Origin of the sequence: Streptomyces sp. NPDC007025 (assembly GCF_042869455.1) — a bacterium.
GTDB lineage: Bacteria > Actinomycetota > Actinomycetes > Streptomycetales > Streptomycetaceae > Streptomyces.
Genome location: NZ_JBIAFT010000004.1, coordinates 258,495 through 277,115, shown reverse-complemented (window position 1 = coordinate 277,115; position 18,621 = coordinate 258,495). Strand labels below are relative to the sequence as shown.

Genomic DNA, 18,621 nt, shown 5'->3' with positions numbered 1-18,621 from the left:
GCACCGCATCCGCCGGAAGGAGAGCTGGACTCCATGAGCAGTGACGCACTCGCCGAAGGGCCCACCGAGGACCCCGCTGTCAACGCCTACCTGGCCGCCTTCGCCGACCGCGACGTGGACCGGCTGCTCGGGCTGGTGGCCCAGGAGGCCGTCTGGATCATTCCGGGTGACGCACAGATCGTGCCCTGGGTGGGAACGCACCGCGGGCGGGAGACGCTGCGGTACGGGTACTACGCCCCGCTGTTCGAGGCCGTCGAGCCGCTGGCGTTCGACGTGCTGCACAGCCACGCGTCCGCCGGCGCGGTTTTCGTCAACGGCCGCTTCACCTTCCGGTTCCATCCCTCGGAAGAGGTGCTGGAGGACGAGCTCGTCGTCCGGTTCACGACCGCGGAGGGACTGATCACCTCGTTCCGCATCTACGAGGACTCCCTCGCCGTCGCCCGTGCCTACACCGGTGACCCGGGTCTGGGCCTGGTCTGACCCGGTCGCCCGGAGGGCGCAGACGGCGAACGCCGCCGGGTCCGGGACGCGTGGGGTCCGGACCCGGCGGCGCTGTGCGTCCGCCGTCGCCTACTTAGCGATGCACTTGTTGCCCAGGGCCGGGTTCAGCAGCCCGATGACGTTGACGGAGTTGCCACACACCTGGACGGGGATGTGGACCGGAACCTGGACGACGTTGCCGCTGAGCACACCCGGCGAGTTGGCGGCGCCGCCCTGGGCACCGGCGTCGGCGGCCGCGGCGGAGGCCCCGCCCAGGACGAGGGCGGCGGCGCAGGCGGCAGTGGTCACGTGACGAAGCATGGTGTTCTTCCTCCAGGAGACAGACAACTTGCGCACTATCCAGGCACAGCGAGACGGGCCAGGCGTTGTGACTTTCCGACCAGCGCCCCACCGTCACTCCACGGAGTGGTGGAACCGTGCGGCGAATGGAGCAACCGGCGGGACCGGGGCCCGTGCCGCAGGCCTCCCGCCACCGGGGGGCGCCCCTTAACGCGGCCCTTTCCGCTGCCTTAAGAGCGCCCTAAGGACTCCGACCGATGTCTGCAAGGCGGCATTTGCCCGATTCGACGTCAGTAACGTGCTGCTCGCTCCATCCAGCGGATTCCCCCCACGGAACGAGGCAGCAACACGATGACGAACACCGCAGGCCACCGCCGCCGCACCAGCCGCGCCGCCAGGACGGCCATGAGCGCCGCCGCCGCGGCGCTCGTGGCGGGCGGCGGCCTCCTGCTCGCGGGCAACGCGACGGCAGGCGAGGAGGCGGCGGCCGACGCGTCCGGCACGCCGTTCGCGCCGTACGTCGACACCTCGCTGCAGCCCTCCTACGACCTCGTGGCGAGTGCCGCGCGTACCGGCGTGCAGGAGTACAACCTCGCCTTCGTCACCAGCGGCGGCGGCTGCGTCCCGAAGTGGGGCGGCGGCCAGGAGCTCGAGGACGACCCCGTCGCCCGGCAGATCCCCGATCTGCGGGCCGAGGGCGGCGACGTGCGCGTCTCGTTCGGCGGCGCCAACGGGACCGAACTGGGCACGGCCTGCGACTCGGCGGACGAGCTCGCCGCGGCGTACGGCAAGGTCATCGACACCTTCGACCTCACGAAGATCGACCTGGACATCGAGGGCGCGGCCCTGCCCGACACCCGGGCCACCGAGCGCCGCGCCGAGGCTGTCGCCGCGCTCCAGAAGAGCCACCAGGACCTGGACGTCTCCTACACCCTGCCGGTGATGCCCGGGGGACTCACCGCACCCGGCGTGGAACTGCTGGAGAACGCCGAGGCCAACGGTGTGCGGGTGTCGGCGGTCAACATCATGGCGATGGACTACGGCTCCTCCTACGACGGCGACATGGGCGAATACGCCACCCAGGCGGCCACCGCGGCCCACGAGCAGGTCGCCGCCGCGCTCGGGCTGGATGACGAGGCCGCCTGGAAGGCGCTGGCCGTCACCCCGATGATCGGCGTCAACGACGTCAACGTGGAGGTCTTCACGCCCGAGGACGCCGCACAGCTCCGCGCGTTCGCCGACGAGCACGGGATGGGCCGGCTCTCCATGTGGTCCGGTACCCGGGACAAGCCGTGCCCCGGCGGCCCCAAGGACCAGGCCGATCCGACCTGTTCCAGCATCGAGCAGAGCCCCGACGACTTCAGCAAGGCGTTCGCCGGCTGACCCGGACCCCCACACCCCCCCCACGGCCACCCCCCACGGCCACCCCCCACCGGACGGGGCGCGACGGCACCCCCCCCACACCGCTGTCGCGTCCCGTCCTTCCGCTGTCCCCCGGCCCGCACCCCTCCTGCTGCCGGGGGCGGTTGTAGTTGAATGTTCTCCTCGCCCGGGTCCCGCGGGGCCGGGGCCCGCGGCAGGGGGAGGGCACCATGGCAGCAGTACGCGGCGGACGGGCCCGCAGGACCGCACGGTCCGGGCCGACCCTGGAGGAGGTCGCCCGCCGTGCCGGAGTGGGCCGCGGCACCGTCTCCCGGGTCGTGAACGGCTCCGCCCGGGTCAGCGACCGCACCCGCGCCGCGGTCGAGGACGCCGTCGCCGAACTGGGCTACGTACCCGACCGGGTGGCCCGCGCCCTCGCGGCGGGCAGCGCGGACACCGTCGCGCTGGTGGTGCCCGAACCGGAGTCCCGGTTCTTCACCGAGCCCTACTTCCCGGCCGTCGTGCGCGGCATCAGCGCCGAACTCGCCCGCGCGGACATGCAGCTGCTGCTCACCCTGCTGCACGGCCCGAAGGAGCGGGACCGCTTCGCGCAGTACGCCGCCTCCCACCACATCGACGGGGTGCTGCTGGTCTCCGTGCACGCCGACCACACGCTGCCCGACCTGCTGGCCCGGTCCGAGATCCCCGCCGTGCTGGGCGGCCGGCGGCAGGCCGCCGAACCCGTGCCGTACGTCGACTGCGACAACACCGGCGGTGCCCGCTCCGCCGTCGCCCACCTGCTGGCGCGGGGGCGCGGCACGATCGCCACGGTCACCGGGCCCGGCGACGTGTACGCGGCCCGCTGCCGCACCGACGGCTACCGGGAGGCGCTGCGCGCGGCGGGCCGCCCGCTGGACGAGTCCCTGCTGGCCTGCGGCGACTTCACCGAGGAGGGCGGGGAACTGGCGATGCGGCAGCTACTGGAACGCGCCCCGGGGCTCGACGCCGTCTTCTGCGCCTCGGACGTGATGGCCGCGGGCGCGCGCCGCGCACTGCGGGCCGCGGGCCGGTCGGTGCCCGACGACGTCGCGCTGGTCGGGTTCGACGACTCGCTCGTCGCCCGCCACACGGACCCGCCGCTGACCACCGTCCGCCAGCCGATCGGCGCCATGGGCGGGGAGATGGCCCGGGTGCTGCTGGAGCTGCTGGGCAAGTGGACACCGGGCACCTCCGGCGCGGACCCCGGTGCGCGACCGGCCGGGGAGGGACCCGACAGCCTGCACCGCGTGCTGCCCACCGAACTGGTGACCCGCGCCTCCTCCTGACGGAAGCTCACGTCACCCCATAGGCGGCGCTCCGGGTGCGCCGGACCCCCGGGGGCCGTTGCATCGCAGACATGGCTCGCACCGGGACCGGCAACACCCGGACGACCGCGGCGCCTCGGCGCCGCAGCCGTCCCCTGGTCGGCTGCACCCTGGCAGCCGTCACCCTCCTCGCCCTGCCCGCACCCTTCCTCGCCCTCACCGCCACGTCGTCGCACAGCCCCGCCCCCAAGCGGTCCGGCCCCAAGGCTCCGCCCACCGCGCCCGCAGCGTCACAGGCCTCCGGCCTGCCCGCCCCGGGCGGTGCGGAGCCGCGGGCCGACGGCCGGCGGACCGGCGCACCCCGCCTTGTCGCACCCCCCGGCCTCCCCGGCCTCCCGGGTTCCCCGGGCGCTCCCGGCGCGGACGCCGGCTCCGGCAGGGAACGCGGGACGGCGCCTGAGCGCGGGCCCGGTGCTCACCGCGGGCCCGGCGCGGAGGCCGACGACGGCGTCGCCCGGCCGTCCGGGCCCGCAGCCGGGCCCTCCGGAACTCCCGAGGCCACCGGACCCCCTGGGGCCTCCGGACCTCCGGGTGCCCCCGGATCTCCTGGCGCCCCCGGCGCCCCCGGGGACGCCGGTGCTCCGCGTGCGGAGTCCGACCCGGCCGGACGGTCCGCACCCGCGGACCCGCCGCCGACGGCGGAGAGCGGATGGGTCTCGCCCGTGACCGAGTTCCCGGTGCGGATCTCACAGGCGTACGGGGTCAAGGGCGGCTGGGCGGCGGGCTACCACACCGGGGTCGATCTGGCGGTCCGGGTGGGCACTCCCGTGCGGTCCGTCGGTCCGGGGACGGTCGTGGCCGCCGGGTGGGCCGGTGACTACGGGAAGGCGGTGACCGTGCGGATGGAGGACGGCAAGTATCTCCTCTTCGCGCACCTCTCGGAGGTCTTCGTCCGGGAAGGAGCCGCGGTGCGCGCCGGCACCTGGCTCGGCCGCTCGGGCAACACGGGCCACTCCACCGGTCCGCATCTGCACTTCGAGGTGCGCGAGCAGCGCGGCTACGGTTCGGACGTCGACCCCGTGCGCTACCTCGCCGACCACGGGGTACGCCTCGGCTGAGGGCGGGGCAGGGTTCCGGACGGGGAGGGGCCGCCCGGGTGTGCGGTCCGCGCCCGCGGTCCGCTCCGGTCCGCCCGGCCCGGTGCCGGTCAGCGGCCGAGCCGGTCCAGCACGCGGTCCGGGCGGCAGATGTCGCACACCCGCGCCTCCGCGGTGCGGGCCAGCAACTCCACCGCCTCCCGGGCGGTGACGCGCCGGGTGAGCCAGCCGTCGCGGGCCTGCCAGCAGTCCCGGCGGTGCACGCACCACCAGGGCTCCGCGTCGCCGGTACCGCGCACGCGCACGGCCAGCCACTGGCGGCCCGCGACGGCACCGGTCGTCGGCACCGCGGCGTAGCTCTCGCCGGGGATCGGGGCGATGTCCTCGGCCGCGACGCTGATCGCGGTCGGTGCGCTCTTGGGCTCGGCGTGCCCGTCGGGGTGCTGGTGGCGGCTCGGCAGGATCGCCTCGCACTCGTACCACCAGTGGCCGTCGGGCGTGCGGGAGCGGCCGGTGACGATCACGTCCAGCTCCTGTCCGTCCGGCATCCGGGCCCGTGCCCACGGGCCCGCCCGGTCACGCCACTCACTCACGTCCCGAATATTAGTTCGAATGAAGCGGGGTGCGCCGTCCGGGTTCATTCCGTCCCGCGTTGTCGTGTTGTACCAAAAAGTGACACTTCGGCCCGCATTGTGGGGTTTCGTCCAACCAACCCTCGGAGGTTCACATGCGTATGCGCACGCTCGCGCGTTCCGTCGCCGTCGGCTTCGCCGTCCTGGGCCTGGCCGGCGCCGGCGCCGGTTCGGCCGCCGCCTGGCCGAAGGGCCACCAGTACAACTGGGTGCACGAGTCGGTCAGCAAGGAGATCAAGAAGGTCTCCATCTCCGACGACGACAAGATCATCAGCGACTCGGTCATCTTCGTCTTCGGCCCGATGCAGAACGACTGACCCGAGTACCCCTGGCAGAGACCGGCTCTGCCTGCCCGTCAGCACTGCGTTCCCGTCTCCCCGCAGGGAGGCCGGGAACGCAGTGTTTTTCGCGGCCTCCGGCGACTCCGCATGCGCCCCGCCCGGGGACCTGGTCCGCGCCCAGAGGCCCGGAGGCCGCAGCCCGGAGTCGGCGGCGGTGCCCCCGGTGCCCGGTGCGCGCCGCCGTGTGCCATCGCTGTGTACCGGCCGCCGTGTGCCGGACCCCGCCCGCTACTGCTGCGTGCCGGTCCGCTCGGCGCCGTGGCCGCCGTCCTGCCCGGAGTCCGCGCGGTCCGGCTCCCCGCCGGATTCCGCGCCGTCCGGTCCGTCCGCCGGCTTCCCGGTCTTCCGAGCCCCGGTGCCGAAGGGCCACCGGGGGCCTCGGTTGTCGTCCGGGATGCCCACGAGTTCCTCGACGTCGAACAGCCGGGCGATGGGCACGTCCGAGCTGCTGTGGGCGATGATCGAGAAGGCGATGGTGACCGCGATGAGGGTGAACGCCTCCTCGCCGTGCGGAATGCCGGCCTGGAGCACCAGCAGTCCGTAGACCACCGAGGCGAAGCCCTTGGGGCCGAACCAGGCCGCGGTCAGCTTCTCCCGCCGGTCGAAGGACGTACCGAGCAGCGACAGCAGCAGCGAGGCCGGGCGGATCAGGACGATCGCCAGCACGGCGACCACGTACCCGCCGAACGACAGGTCCCCGAACAGCTCCCCGGTCAGCAGCGCTCCGAAGATCAGCAGCGCGGCGAACTTGGCCAGTTCGGCCAGCGAGTCACCCAGCGGTTCGAACGCCTGCTTGGCCTCGGGGGAGACGGCCGCAAGCACCGAGCCCGCGCTGAAGGCGGCCAGGTAGGAGTTGGCGTGGGTCAGTGCGCACACGGCGTACAGGATCACGCCGATGGCCAGCGGCCCCAGCGGTTGCAGCTTCGGTTCGGCGCCCAGCAGCCGGAACCGCAGCAGCCCGTTGACGAGCAGCGGGGCCGCGATGCCGAAGGCCAGCCCGAGCACCAGCTCCAGGGCGATGCTGCCGGCCGAGGCGTGCTCGCTGTGTCCGCTGGGTGCGGCGGCGGCCAGGAAGATCAGTACGAACGGCAGCGCCAGCCCGTCGTTTATGCCGCTTTCCACGTTGAGGAGCTGCCGGAGCCGGGACGGCACCCGGCGGTGCCCGACGATGGCGGAGGCGAAGACCGGGTCGGTGGGGGAGAGCACCGCGCCGACGAGGAAGGAGGTGGTCCAGTCGAAGCCGACCAGCCAGTGGGTGAGCAGCGCGATGCCGAAAAATGCCAGCGGCATGCCCAGCCCGAGCGCCCGGGCCGGGCTCTTCCAGCGCTCGCGCAGATCGGCGAAGCGGACGTGCATGCCGTCGGTGAACAGTACGGCGAAGAGCGCCAGATCGGCCGTGACGCGGACGATGTCGCTCTCCGGTGCGACGTGGATGAGCCCGAGCGCCCCGTCCCCGACCAGCGCGCCGCCCGCCAGGAACAGCAGCGAGGTGGAGAGCACCGAGCGGGCGGCCAGTCCGGACAGCAGTACGGCGACCAGCAGTGCGATGCCGAAGACCATGACCAAGACCAAGAGAAGCAACCCCCGCCGCGCTGAGTTGTGCACACAAGCAGGAGGCCCTGTGGCCCGCGTTTCCGCCGGCCACAGGGCCTCCGAGAGAAGGGTGATCGACGGGACTTGAACCCGCGACATCCTGGACCACAACCAGGTGCTCTACCAACTGAGCTACGACCACCATGTCCGGCGTGGGAGAGAAGATCTTCCCTGACCGGCCGCTACGAGTGTACAGGGTTCGGCGCCGTGCTCGCGCACAGGTTTCCGGGTCCGGGCCCGGCAGGGGTGCTGCCGGGCCCGGAGACCCCGCGGGTCAGTCCGCCGGGGGCAGCACGTGCCGGGCCGCGATCTTCTTCGCCGTCTCCGAGTCGGGTCCCGGCTGGGGCACGAAGACGGCCTCCCGGTAGTAGCGCAGTTCCGCGATGGACTCGCGGATGTCGGCCAGCGCCCGGTGGTTGCCGTTCTTCTCCGGGCTGTTGTAGTAGGCGCGCGGGTACCAGCGGCGGGCCAGCTCCTTGACCGAGGAGACATCCACGATGCGGTAGTGCAGGTGGCTGTCGAGCGCGGCCATGTCGCGGGCGAGGAAGCCGCGGTCGGTGCTGACGGAGTTGCCGCACAGCGGCGCCCGGCGGGCGTCCGGCACCCACTCGCGTACGTAGGCCAGGACCCGGGCCTCGGCGTCGGCCAGTGTCGTGCCGCCGTCCAGCTCCTCCAGCAGGCCGGAGGCGGTGTGCATCTCGCGCACCACCTCCGGCATCGCCTCCAGGGCGTGCGCGGGCGGGCGGATCACGATGTCCACGCCGTCGCCGAGTACGTTCAGCTCCGAGTCGGTCACCAGCGCGGCCACCTCGATGAGCGCGTCATCGGACAGCGAGAGGCCGGTCATCTCGCAGTCGATCCACACCATGCGATCGTTCATGCTCTTCACAGTACGTGACCCGGCCCGCTCAGCTCGTCCCGCGGCCGCGCTGGCCGGGAACCCGCGGGGCGAACGCGTCCGATTCCGGTTTGCCCTGTTCCGGGCGGCTGTGCGGAGTGCTTCGGTATTCCCTCACTTCCTGTCGGGCCTCCTGCCTGGTGCCGTACGCCGACGGTCCGCCCGTCGCTCCCGACTCGTGGCCGCCCGGATGCGCTGGATGCGCTGGGTGTCCCGAGTGCCCCGCCGGTCCGGCGTGGCCGGGCTGGCCGTACCCCTGCCCCGGCCCGGAGTGCTGGGACTGATGGGACTGGTGGGGTAGGCGCAGCGGACCTTCGCCGCCCTGGCCGCCCGGGCCCGGAACGCCGTTCCCGGCGCCCCCCGCTGCTCCCGGCGGTGCCCCCGCGCTCTCGTGTGCCTGCTCCCCGTCCGGCCGGCGCGCGCGGTACGCGGCCCGGTAGGCGGCGGGCGAGGCGCCGAGCTGGCGGCGGAAGTGGCCGCGCAGCGCGACGGGCGAGCGGAAGCCGCAGCGGCCCGCCACCTCGTCCACGGAGTAGTCCGACGTCTCCAGCAGGCGCTGCGCCTGGAGCACCCGCTGGGTGATCAGCCACTGCAGTGGAGCGCTCCCAGTGAGAGACCGGAAGCGCCGGTCGAAGGTGCGGCGGCTCATGTACGCGCGCGCGGCGAGGGTCTCCACGTCGAACTGCTCGTGGAGGTGCTCCAGCGCCCAGGCGACGACCTCGGCGAGCGGGTCGGCGCCGATCTCCTCTGGTAAGGAGCGGTCCAGGTGGCGGGGATGGCCGCCGGTCTCCTGGCCGTTGCCGCGGCGCGGCGGGACGACCAGCCGGCGGGCCAGCGCACCGGCCGCCTCGGCTCCGTGGTCGCTCCGTACGACGTGCAGGCACAGGTCTATGCCCGCGGCCGTACCGGCGGAGGTGAGGATGTCCCCGTCGTCCACGAACAGTTCGCGCGGATCGACGTGGACGGCCGGGTAGCGCTTGGCCAGCGTCGGTGCGTACATCCAGTGGGTGGTGGCCGGGCGCCCGTCCAGCAGTCCGGCCGCGGCGAGGACGAAGGCGCCGGTGCACAGGCCTATGACGCGGGCCCCCTCCTCGTGCGCCCTGCGCAGTGCCTCCAGCGCCCCCGGTGGTGGCGGCTGGGTGATGGAGCGCCAGGCGGGCACGACCACGGTGCCCGCGCGGGAGATCGCCTCCAGTCCGAACGGCGCGCTCAGCTGGAGCCCGCCGGTGGTGCGCAGTGGTCCGTCCTCACCCGCGCAGATGAGCAGCCTGTAGCGCGGAACTCCGGCGTCTTGGCGGTCGATTCCGAAGACGGAGAGCGGGATGGAACTCTCGAAGATGGGACCACCGCTGAAGAGCAACACCGCCACGATCTCGCGCCGGCGGCGCGCGGCCAGCTTGCGGGTCTCGACTGGGCCGTTCGTGGAGTCCTGGCTCATTGGAACTAAGCCCCCCTCAATCGTTGTGTTCCTCTCGGTCCATACACATCTCCCCCGCTCTCCCCCGCAGTGAAAGCCAAGATCGAATCTACTGCGTCGGATGAGGTGGGCGGTGCAAGTTCGGCATCCGGCGCTATGTCGATAAGGCAACTTGGCGTGAAGCATTCGATCACGAAGCGTTTCACTCAACTGCGCTGCAGGGAAGTACGCATGCCCTCTCTGCCCCATCAACGTAGGGTGCACACCCGCGTGCCGCTCCTTTCCTCCCTGGTGGCAGGGGGTCGGACGGGAGAGGCGGCGCAGGTTCTGACACTGTGCCAAGTTGGCTGAAATTCGAGGGGGATCAGACGTGCGATTCGGTCACGCGTGTGGTGCTGTGTCGTGACTCCAGAGGCGCATGAGGTATGTGTGACAGGTGAAGTGCGCTCAACGTGTGCAACATGCGACGGTGCGTGACATTTTGTGGCTCTGTGCGCGCCGGTGTGTGCCGGTGCGCGCCGCGAGAGACGGTCTCGCGCCAACGCAATGATCGGGACAGAATGCCCCCGGCGCGCCACCTGGCGCCGGGGGCTCCGGGCGTGTGGCGCGGCGGGGGGCGCTCCCACGGCGCGTGACCGATGCGACACAGGGGGTGCGCGGGGTGGCGGACCGGGTGGTTCCGCGCCACTTCCGGCGGCAGGCGTGTTACGCGTCGGTCAAGGAGGCGCGTAAGGGGCGTAACGCGGCATTGCGCTGCGGCCCGCGCTCAGGCATGCTCCGGGGTCAACCGCTCCCGGCACCCGCTCCGCATTGCCTGGGCAAGCGGGGAGTGCGGTCGTACCCTTTGGGTAAGGGACTTGGGAAGACGATTCCCGGTCTTCATGCGAGGCCGTGCAGCACCCAGCCGATCCGTCCGAGCAGATCCGAGAGAGCGCAAGCCGTCCGTCGTCCCTCTGCACAGAGGACTCACTTCGCCGAGACACTCATGGCAGGACACGAGATCCCTGAACCAGCAGACCGCAGGCAGGTCGCCGACTCCACGGCGATCCCCGAAGCGGCGGACGAGACGCGCCACTCCTGCGATCCGGCGTTCCAGCACGGCGTCGTCGTCGGTTTCGACGGCTCGGTCTCCAGCGAGCGCGCCCTGGCGTACGCCATCGGCATGGCCTACCGCTCGGGCTCCGGTCTGATCATCGTCCATGTCGCCAACCGGCTGCCCACCACGGTGTGGGCGGGCTGCGAACCGCCCGTCTTCGTCGACGTCCCCGACCACCGCACCGAAGTGCTCGGGCTGGAACTCGCCTGCGCCGATCATCTGGCGGAAGTGCCCTGGATCCTGGTGGAGCGCGGCGGCGACATCTGCCACGAACTGGAGGAGGTCGGCAGCGAGTACGCGGCCGACGCCATCGTGGTCGGCTCGACGCACGGACTCGTGGGACGGATCTTCGGCTCGGTCGCGGGACGCCTCGCGCGGCGGGCCCAGCGCCCGGTCATCGTCGTCCCCTGACCCACCCCGCGCGGCGCGCTGTGCGCCCGGCGCAGGCACGCTGTGCGCCCCGGCCCGTTGTGGGCCGCGGCACCTGGACCCCTGGACTCGCGACTGCTCCTCGCCCTCGCGCCGCCGGTGCCGATTCGCCGCATCCCCGGGCGCCGCCGCGTGCCGCCGTGTTCCCGGGTGCCGTTTCGCCGGGACCGCCGGGTCTTCCGCACGTCTCGGCCGACTCCCTTGCACGGGAGCCGACTTCGACCGCACCCGGGGCTCGTCCCGGGTCCGCCGCGCGCTCGGCCCGGCACGGAGTGCATCGACAAATCTACCCACCCGTAGAGGTGGGTTGTGCGCTTGCGAGGGGCATACAGACAGCACACGGGTGGCCGAGACCCGAGGGCGCGCCACCGGGTGGAAGGTGACGGTCCCGTCCGGTGGCCCACCCGCCGGCGTAATGGGCGACGCCGGCACAGGGGAGGCGGGATCCCGCGCGGATGGTGGCCCGCGCGGGATCCCGCCCATCCGGGCGACCGCACCCCGTGGTGGACGGCGGACCGCTCCTACTCCACGGTGACCGACTTGGCCAGGTTGCGGGGCTTGTCGATGTCCCGTCCCAGGGCGAGCGCCGTGTGGTACGCCAGCAGCTGCAGCGGGATGCCCATCAGGATCGGGTCCAGCTCGTCCTCGTTCTTCGGCACCAGGATGGTGTGGTCGGCCTTCTCCTGCTCCTGGTGGGCCACGGCCAGGATGCGGCCGCTGCGTGCCTTGATCTCCTCCAGCGCCGCCCGGTTCTTCTCCAGCAGATCGTCCTCGGGCACGATCGCGACCGTCGGCATCGCGGGCTCGATCAGCGCCAGCGGTCCGTGCTTGAGCTCGGAGGCCGGGTACGCCTCGGCGTGGATGTAGGAGACCTCCTTCAGCTTGAGGGAGGCCTCAAGGGCCACAGGGTAGCCGCGCACCCGCCCGATGAAGAGCATGGAGCGGGCGTCCGCGTACAGCTTCGCCAGCTTCTCGATCTCCGGCTCCTGCTTGAGGATCTCGGCGATCTGGTCGGGCAGCCGGCGCAGCCCTTCGATGATGCGCTTGCCGTCCTTGACCGACAGGTCGCGGATGCGGCCCAGGTGCAGCGCGAGGAGTCCGAAGGCGACCACCGTGTTGGTGAAGCACTTGGTGGACACGACGCAGACCTCGGGCCCGGCGTGCACGTAGACCCCGCCGTCGGCCTCCCGGGCGATGGCCGAGCCGACGACGTTGATGACGCCGAGCACCCGGGCGCCCTTGCGCTTGAGCTCCTGCACCGCGGCGAGCGCGTCGTAGGTCTCCCCGGACTGCGAGACGGCGATGTAGAGGGTGTCGGGGTCCACCACCGCGTTGCGGTACCGGAACTCGCTGGCGGGCTCCGCGTCGGCGGGGATGCGGGCCAGCTCCTCGATCATCTGGGCGCCGATGAGACCGGCGTGGTACGAGGTGCCGCAGCCGAGGATCTTCACCCGGCGCACGGCGCGGGCCTCGCGCGGGTCGAGGTTGAGGCCGCCGAGGTGCACGGTGGCGAACCGGTCATCGATGCGCCCGGCCAGCACCCGGTCCACCGCGTCCGCCTGCTCGGCGATCTCCTTGTGCATGTAGGTGTCGTGGCCGCCCAGGTCGTAGGACTCGGCGGCGTACTCCACCGTCTCCGGCGAGGAGGAGGTGCGGGAGCCCTCAGTGGTGTAGGTCCGGTAGTCGCCGGCCTTGATGGTGGCCATCTCGCCGTCGTCCAGCGTGACCACCTGGCGGGTGTGGGAGACCAGCGCGGCGACGTCCGAGGCGACGAACATCTCGTTCTCGCCGATGCCCAGCACCACGGGCGAGCCGTTGCGCGCCACCACGATGCGGTCCGGGAAGTCGGCGTGCAGCACGGCGATGCCGTAGGTGCCCTCGACGTGGCGCAGTGCCTCCTGGACACGGGCCTCCAGGCGCTCGGCCTGCGCCGCGGCGATCAGGTGGGCCAGCACCTCGGTGTCGGTGTCGGAGACGAAGGTGACGCCCTCCGCCGTGAGCTTGGCGCGCAGTTCTGCGGCGTTGTCGATGATGCCGTTGTGGACGACGGCGACCTTCTCGGCCGGGTCCAGATGCGGGTGGGCGTTGACGTCGTTGGGCACGCCGTGGGTGGCCCAGCGGGTGTGGGCGATCCCGGCGCTGCCGGTGAACCGCTTGGGGACGCGCTCCTCCAGGTCCCGGACCCTGCCCTTGGTCTTGGCGGTCTTCAGCCCGCCCGCCTTGCCGCCCGTACCGGTCTGGATGGCGATGCCCGCCGAGTCGTAGCCGCGGTACTCCAGCCGCTGGAGGCCCTCCAGCAGGAGCGGGGCGGTGTCACGCTTACCGATATACCCGACAATTCCGCACATACTGCTGATGCCCTGCCTCTCTGTCGTGCCGTTGTTGAGGATGCTCTGCCTCTGCCGGCGCTGCTCCGCGCTCAGCCGTACACGATGCGGCGGAGCTGTCTGAGGGACAGCTCGGGCGGTGCGACGGCCCGGTGCGGCAGCTCGGCCTCGATGCGTTCGAAGATCTCCGGGTTCGCCAGGCCCTTGGCCTGGAGCTCGCGGTGCCGACGGCGGACGAACTCGGCGGCCGTCTCGTCGAAATACGACAGGACGTCCAGCACCACCCGGACCGCCTCGCCGCGCTGCAGCGGAGTGGTGCGGACCAGGTGGTCGATGAGGTCGTCGTGGACCGGTGTCGGGGCGTCGAGCACTCGTCGATACTGCGGTTTCCACGCCTCGATCGCAAGAAATCTGCCCGATAGCGGGCACGGCGTGGCGAAAACGGACCAGAAAAGGTACGTACCGATCCCTTCCCGGCTTCATGTGCGGCCGTCAGTATGACGAAGTGTCCTGAACACGGCTTTCGTTGAGAGTGCGCCACCCCGGTGAAGGACCGTTCACCCGGGCCCGCCGCGGATCCCGGAGGGATCGCTGATGGGACGACGACTCACACCGTTACTGGTCCTGTGCGCCTCGCTGCTTGCCGCCTCCGCACTGCCCGCCACCCCCGGCGCGGCCGATGCGGCCTCCGCGCGTGCCAGAGCCCGGCCCACACCACTCGATCAGGTGATACCTGCACCCGCCTCGGTGCAGGAGCGAGGCAGGCCCTACACGCTCACCCCGCGGACGGTGATCCGTGTGCACACCGCGGCCGACCGGGCGCCCGACCGCCGCGGGAACCGGCCGCAGCAGGGCGGGCCGGACAGCGGCACCAGTGGCACCGCGCGGGAGGCGGGGTCCGCACGGGAGGCGGGGTCCGCACGGGAGGCACGGGAGGCGTGGGAGGCGCGGGAGGTGGCCGAACAGCTCGCCGCACTGCTGCGGCCCGCCACCGGCTACCGGCTGCCCATCACCACCCGCCCCGGGCGCGACGGCATCCACCTGCGGCTCGACGGCGACCGGGCGCCGGGCGGCGAGGGCTACCGGCTCGAGGTGGGCGCACGCGCCGCGCGGCTCACCGCCCGGGACGCCGCCGGGCTCTTCCACGGGGTGCAGACCATCCGCCAGCTCCTCCCCGCCGCCGTCGAGGCCCGTACCGAGCAGCCCGGCCCCTGGCAGCTCGCCGGGGGCGTCATCACCGACACCCCGCGCTACTCCTACCGCGGCGCCATGCTGGACGTCTCCCGCCACTTCTTCCCCGTCCCGGCGGTCAAGCGGTACATCGACCAGCTCGCCCTCTACAAGATCAACACCCTCCATCTGCACCTCTCCGACGACCAGGGCTGGCGCCTCGCCATCGACTCCTGGCCCCGGCTGGCCGACTACGGCGGCGGCACCGAGGTCGGCGGCGGGCCCGGCGGCTTCTACACCAAGGCCGACTACCGTGCGATCGTGCGCTACGCCGCGGCCCGGCACCTGACCGTCGTCCCCGAGATCGACATGCCCGGCCACACCAACGCGGCACTCGCCTCCTACGCCGAACTCAACTGCGACGGCAAGGCGCCGCCCCGCTACACCGGCACCGAGGTCGGATTCAGCTCCCTGTGCGTGTCCCTGGAACGGACCTACGACTTCGTCGGCGACGTGCTCCGCGAACTGGCGGCCCTCACCCCCGGCCGCTACCTCCACATCGGCGGCGACGAGGCGCACTCCACCACTCACGAGGACTACGTCGCCTTCATGCGGCGCGTACAGCCCCTCGTCGCCGCATACGGCAAACAGGCCGTCGGCTGGCATCAGATCACCGCCGCACCCGCTCCCGGCACCGTCGCCCAGTACTGGGGCTACGACCGGACCGGAGCCGAGGAGCGCCGTCAGGTCGCCGAGGCCGCGCGGCAGGGCACCACACTGGTGCTCTCCCCGGCCGACCGGGCCTACCTGGACATGAAATACGACAAGGACACCCCGTTGGGGCTCTCCTGGGCCGGATACGTGCCCGTGCGGCGCTCCTACGACTGGGACCCGGCCCGCTACCTGGAAGGAGTACCCGAGGAGGCCGTCCTCGGAGTCGAGGCGCCGCTGTGGTCGGAGACCATCGAGACCAGCGCACAGCTCGAATACCTGGCCTTCCCGCGCCTGCCAGGGCTGGCCGAACTGGGCTGGTCGCCCGCCGCCACCCACGACTGGGACGGCTACCGGGAGCGACTGGCCCGGCAGGGCAGCCGCTGGGAGCGGATGGGGATCAATTACTACCGCTCACCTCAGGTCCCCTGGCCCCACTGACCGCACCCGGGCGGTACCGGATCCGCGGCGCCGTCACCGCACGGCGCCGCGGAGAACGCCGCGGAGGCCCCAGAACCCTGCGAAGCACGCTTCGAGCAGGGAGCCTTCCCCATACGGGGAAGCGGGACCGTCGCGGGAGCGGTCTCCGCGGAGGGCGGTTCTCCTCAGCGTGTCCTGCATCCTCAGCCCGTGGCATAAGAAGGTGACGGTTGGTTCCATACGTCATCAAACCTGCTGATGGTCCGCCGGAGTTCGCGGGCAGCGCGAGGCGACATGGCCTGCATCACCGTGTCGAGGAGAGCACGCGCTTCCAGCGGATTGCCACAGCAGCACCAGTACATGGTGCCCCACTCGTAGTCGTGCCACAGCTCACGCTCGGGACGACGGACGTAGTCCTTCCACAAGCGCGTGGCTGCACTGATATCGCCTGGCTGCAGATAGTTCCGGGTGCGCTCGAGACGGTAGATCTCTGACAGAGCACGCGAGGACAGGCCGTCGATGACGGGGTTTGCGTCTGGTGTCCGGTGGCGGTGGGAGATGCCGGCCCGGATGTGTCCTGGCCGTCTACGCGGCATGGGCCTTTCGGTTCGTCATCATGCCGAACATGGTTTCATGGCTCCGCACGACACCTCGAACGGTTTCTCGCTTGCCTGCGATTCGCCGGGCAGGTGGACGGCCTGCCTATCGCCGCAACCGGCACCACGGATGACGGCCAGAACCCCGCCCCGGTCGAAGCATCACCGGGTGCGCACCCCCCGGGGCGGGGCCGACCACGGGCGGGGCTCTGTTCAGCCGCGGGGTACGCGGGTTACTCGCCCACGCCCAACTCGCGGGCCACCAGCATGCGCTGGACCTCGCTGGTGCCCTCGCCGATCTCCAGGATCTTCGCGTCCCGCCACATGCGTGCCACCGGGTACTCGTTCATGAATCCGTAGCCGCCGTGGACCTGGGTGGCCTCACGCGCGTTGGTGACGGCGCTCTCGGAGGAGTACAGCTTGGCCAGCGCCGCCTCCTTCTTGAACGGCTCGCCGGCCAGCAGCCGGGCAGCCGCGTCCCGCCAGGCCACCCGTGAGGTGTGGGCCCGCATCTCCATGTCCGCGATCTTGAACTGGATGGCCTGGTTGGCGCCGATGGGCTTGCCGAACGCCGTACGGGTGTTGGCGTAGCGGACCGACTCGTCCACACAGCCTTGGGCGAGCCCGGTGGCCAGTGCGGAGATCGCGATCCGGCCCTCGTCCAGGATCCGCAGGAACTGGGCGTAGCCGCGGCCCTGCTCGCCGAGCAGATTGGCGCGGGGCACACGCACATCCGTGAAGGACAGCTCATGGGTGTCCGACGCGTTCCAGCCGACCTTCGAGTAGGCGGGCGCCACCGTGAACCCAGGGGTGCCGGAGGGGACGATGACGGTCGAGATGCGCGGGGCGCCGTTCTCCTTGCGCCCGGTGACAGCGGTCACCGTGACCAGGCCCGTTATATCCGTGCCGGAGTTGGTGATGAAGGACTTGCTGCCGTTGATCACCCATTCCCCGGCTTCCTCGTCCAGGACGGCGGTGGTGCGGGTGCCGCCCGCGTCCGAACCGCACTCGGGCTCGGTCAGCCCGAAGGCGCCCAGCATCTCGCCCGCGCACAGCCGGGGCAGCCACTCCCGCTTCTGCTCCTCGGTGCCGAAGAGGTACACGGGCATCGCGCCCAGCGACACCCCCGCCTCCAGCGTGATGGCCACCGAGGAGTCGACCCGGGCCAACTCCTCCAGGGCGAGGCAGAGCGCGAGGTAGTCGCCGCCCATCCCGCCGTACTCCTCCGGGAAGGGCAGGCCGAACAGGCCCATGGAGCCCATCTGCTGGACGATCTCGTACGGGAACTCGTGCCGCTCGTAGAACTCACCGATCTTGGGGGCGACCACATCGTGGGCGAACTCCTCGACGGTGCGGCGCAGTTCCTCGTGCTCGGGGGTGAGACGGTGGTCGAGTGCCATGCTCACTGCTCCTTGGAGGCGGGGGAGGCCGGGGTGTTCCGGGACTCCGCGGAAGAGGGGGAAGCGGCGGAAGCGGCCGGGCCGGCGAGGGCCCGAACCGTTCGGGAGGGGCTGGGGCGGCCCAGCTGCTGCGCCATCCAGGTGCTGGTGGCGCTGAGCCGGGACAGATCGACGCCCGTCTCGATACCGAGGCCGTGCAGCATCCAGACCAGATCCTCGGTGGCGAGGTTGCCCGTGGCGCTCTTGGCGTACGGACAGCCGCCCAGCCCGCCGGCCGAGGCATCCACCGTGGCCACTCCGTGCTGGAGTGCCGCGAGGGTGTTGGAGAGCGCCTGGCCGTAGGTGTCGTGGAAGTGCACGGCGAGCGTGGGGCCGCCGGGCGGAGCGGAGTCGGCGGGCACACCCGAAGCGGGCAGCCCCGCCGTACCGAGCGCCGTGAGCAGCGCGTGGACATGGCCGGGAGTGGCGACGCCGATGGTGTCGCCCAGGCTCAGCTCGTCGCAGCCCATGCCGGCCAGCGCCCGGCACACCCGCACCACCTGGTCGACCGGGACCGGGCCCTCCCACGGGTCGCCGAAGCACATCGACAGATAGCCGCGCACGCGGAGGCCGGTGCTCTTGGCGCGCGCCACCACCGGCTCGAACATCTCCAGCGCGCCGTCCACCGTGCGGTTCAGGTTGGCCTTGGCGAACGACTCCGTGGCGCTGGCGAACACCGCCACCTCCCGCGCGCCCAGCGCCGCCGCGCGCTCCAGGCCGCGCGCGTTGGGAACCAGCACCGGCAGCCGCACCCCCTCCAGCTCCGTCAGGCGCGGATACAGCTCCTCCGCGTCGGCGAGCTGGGGGACCCACTTGGGGTGCACGAAGCTGGTGGCCTCCACGGTGCGCAGCCCGGCTGCGGCCAGCCGCCGGATGAACTCCGCCTTCACCTCGACGGGGACGAGCGCCGCCTCGTTCTGCAGCCCGTCCCGCGGCCCCACCTCGTGGATCCGCACCTGGGAGGGCAGCCCCGCCATGGGGAAGACCATCGGCAGCTCACCCGGGGTGT

General features: G+C 71.9%; 16 protein-coding genes and 1 tRNA gene. 7 read left to right on the top strand and 10 right to left on the bottom strand.

The window, feature by feature from the left end:
• Window positions 1-33 precede the first annotated feature (33 nt).
• On the top strand, window positions 34-480 hold the full coding sequence (locus ACFYMO_RS09985; protein ID WP_366769758.1) for a nuclear transport factor 2 family protein: 447 nt from the start codon (window positions 34-36) through the stop codon (window positions 478-480).
• Between the two features lie 90 nt (window positions 481-570).
• Here the strand turns inward: ACFYMO_RS09985 and ACFYMO_RS09980 are convergent, their stop codons facing one another.
• Complete coding sequence (locus tag ACFYMO_RS09980) at window positions 571-801, bottom strand: chaplin (protein WP_026004704.1); 231 nt, start codon at window positions 799-801, stop codon at window positions 571-573.
• Window positions 802-1,131: 330 nt separating this feature from the next.
• Here ACFYMO_RS09980 and ACFYMO_RS09975 point away from each other — a divergent pair, with 330 nt between their 5' ends.
• The 3 genes from ACFYMO_RS09975 (at window position 1,132) to ACFYMO_RS09965 (ending at window position 4,564) form a co-directional block, all read left to right on the top strand.
• Window positions 1,132-2,163 (top strand): chitinase, encoded by a 1,032-nt coding sequence (locus tag ACFYMO_RS09975; protein WP_366769759.1) that lies wholly within the window; start codon window positions 1,132-1,134, stop codon window positions 2,161-2,163.
• Window positions 2,164-2,372: 209 nt separating this feature from the next.
• The gene (locus tag ACFYMO_RS09970; RefSeq protein ID WP_388545463.1) at window positions 2,373-3,467 is read left to right on the top strand and encodes a LacI family DNA-binding transcriptional regulator; all 1,095 of its coding nucleotides are present in this window, start codon (window positions 2,373-2,375) and stop codon (window positions 3,465-3,467) included.
• Between the two features lie 701 nt (window positions 3,468-4,168).
• Window positions 4,169-4,564 (top strand): M23 family metallopeptidase, encoded by a 396-nt coding sequence (locus ACFYMO_RS09965; protein WP_360299277.1) that lies wholly within the window; start codon window positions 4,169-4,171, stop codon window positions 4,562-4,564.
• An 89-nt stretch (window positions 4,565-4,653) separates the two neighbouring features.
• Here ACFYMO_RS09965 and ACFYMO_RS09960 read toward each other — a convergent pair whose 3' ends face one another.
• Window positions 4,654-5,136 carry a DUF6233 domain-containing protein gene (locus ACFYMO_RS09960; RefSeq protein WP_366769761.1) on the bottom strand — a complete coding sequence of 161 codons (483 nt, stop codon included), beginning with the start codon at window positions 5,134-5,136 and terminating at the stop codon, window positions 4,654-4,656.
• Window positions 5,137-5,270: 134 nt separating this feature from the next.
• Between ACFYMO_RS09960 and ACFYMO_RS09955 the strand changes: the two genes are divergently transcribed.
• Window positions 5,271-5,492: a hypothetical protein gene (locus ACFYMO_RS09955; RefSeq protein ID WP_026004707.1), complete on the top strand. Its 222-nt coding sequence runs from the start codon at window positions 5,271-5,273 to the stop codon at window positions 5,490-5,492.
• A 252-nt stretch (window positions 5,493-5,744) separates the two neighbouring features.
• On the opposite strand, the gene ACFYMO_RS09950 is transcribed toward ACFYMO_RS09955, so the two are convergent.
• From ACFYMO_RS09950 to ACFYMO_RS09935, 4 genes are all read right to left on the bottom strand, one after another.
• Window positions 5,745-7,088, bottom strand: coding sequence for a cation:proton antiporter (locus ACFYMO_RS09950; RefSeq protein WP_366769762.1), 1,344 nt, complete (start codon window positions 7,086-7,088; stop codon window positions 5,745-5,747).
• A gap of 90 nt (window positions 7,089-7,178) precedes the next feature.
• Window positions 7,179-7,251 (bottom strand) — tRNA-His (locus tag ACFYMO_RS09945).
• Between the two features lie 132 nt (window positions 7,252-7,383).
• Window positions 7,384-7,989, bottom strand: a complete 606-nt coding sequence (gene orn, locus ACFYMO_RS09940) for an oligoribonuclease (RefSeq protein WP_026004708.1) — start codon at window positions 7,987-7,989, stop codon at window positions 7,384-7,386.
• 28 nt (window positions 7,990-8,017) lie between these two features.
• Window positions 8,018-9,445 (bottom strand): helix-turn-helix domain-containing protein, encoded by a 1,428-nt coding sequence (locus ACFYMO_RS09935; RefSeq protein WP_366769763.1) that lies wholly within the window; start codon window positions 9,443-9,445, stop codon window positions 8,018-8,020.
• Window positions 9,446-10,409: 964 nt separating this feature from the next.
• Between ACFYMO_RS09935 and ACFYMO_RS09930 the strand changes: the two genes are divergently transcribed.
• Complete coding sequence (locus tag ACFYMO_RS09930) at window positions 10,410-10,931, top strand: universal stress protein (RefSeq protein WP_019357087.1); 522 nt, start codon at window positions 10,410-10,412, stop codon at window positions 10,929-10,931.
• A 539-nt stretch (window positions 10,932-11,470) separates the two neighbouring features.
• On the opposite strand, the gene glmS is transcribed toward ACFYMO_RS09930, so the two are convergent.
• Together glmS and ACFYMO_RS09920 are read right to left on the bottom strand one after the other, a co-directional pair.
• Entirely contained in the window at window positions 11,471-13,297 is a 1,827-nt protein-coding gene (gene glmS, locus ACFYMO_RS09925; RefSeq protein ID WP_019357088.1) for a glutamine--fructose-6-phosphate transaminase (isomerizing), read from the bottom strand.
• Between the two features lie 71 nt (window positions 13,298-13,368).
• The gene (locus ACFYMO_RS09920; RefSeq protein ID WP_019357089.1) at window positions 13,369-13,647 is read right to left on the bottom strand and encodes a hypothetical protein; all 279 of its coding nucleotides are present in this window, start codon (window positions 13,645-13,647) and stop codon (window positions 13,369-13,371) included.
• 223 nt (window positions 13,648-13,870) lie between these two features.
• Between ACFYMO_RS09920 and ACFYMO_RS09915 the strand changes: the two genes are divergently transcribed.
• Window positions 13,871-15,598 (top strand): family 20 glycosylhydrolase, encoded by a 1,728-nt coding sequence (locus tag ACFYMO_RS09915; protein WP_388545455.1) that lies wholly within the window; start codon window positions 13,871-13,873, stop codon window positions 15,596-15,598.
• 808 nt (window positions 15,599-16,406) lie between these two features.
• On the opposite strand, the gene ACFYMO_RS09910 is transcribed toward ACFYMO_RS09915, so the two are convergent.
• Complete coding sequence (locus tag ACFYMO_RS09910; RefSeq protein WP_388545452.1) at window positions 16,407-17,573, bottom strand: acyl-CoA dehydrogenase family protein; 1,167 nt, start codon at window positions 17,571-17,573, stop codon at window positions 16,407-16,409.
• Window positions 17,574-17,575: 2 nt separating this feature from the next.
• The gene (locus tag ACFYMO_RS09905; protein WP_366769898.1) at window positions 17,576-18,601 is read right to left on the bottom strand and encodes a hydroxymethylglutaryl-CoA lyase; all 1,026 of its coding nucleotides are present in this window, start codon (window positions 18,599-18,601) and stop codon (window positions 17,576-17,578) included.
• Window positions 18,602-18,621: the final 20 nt, after the last annotated feature.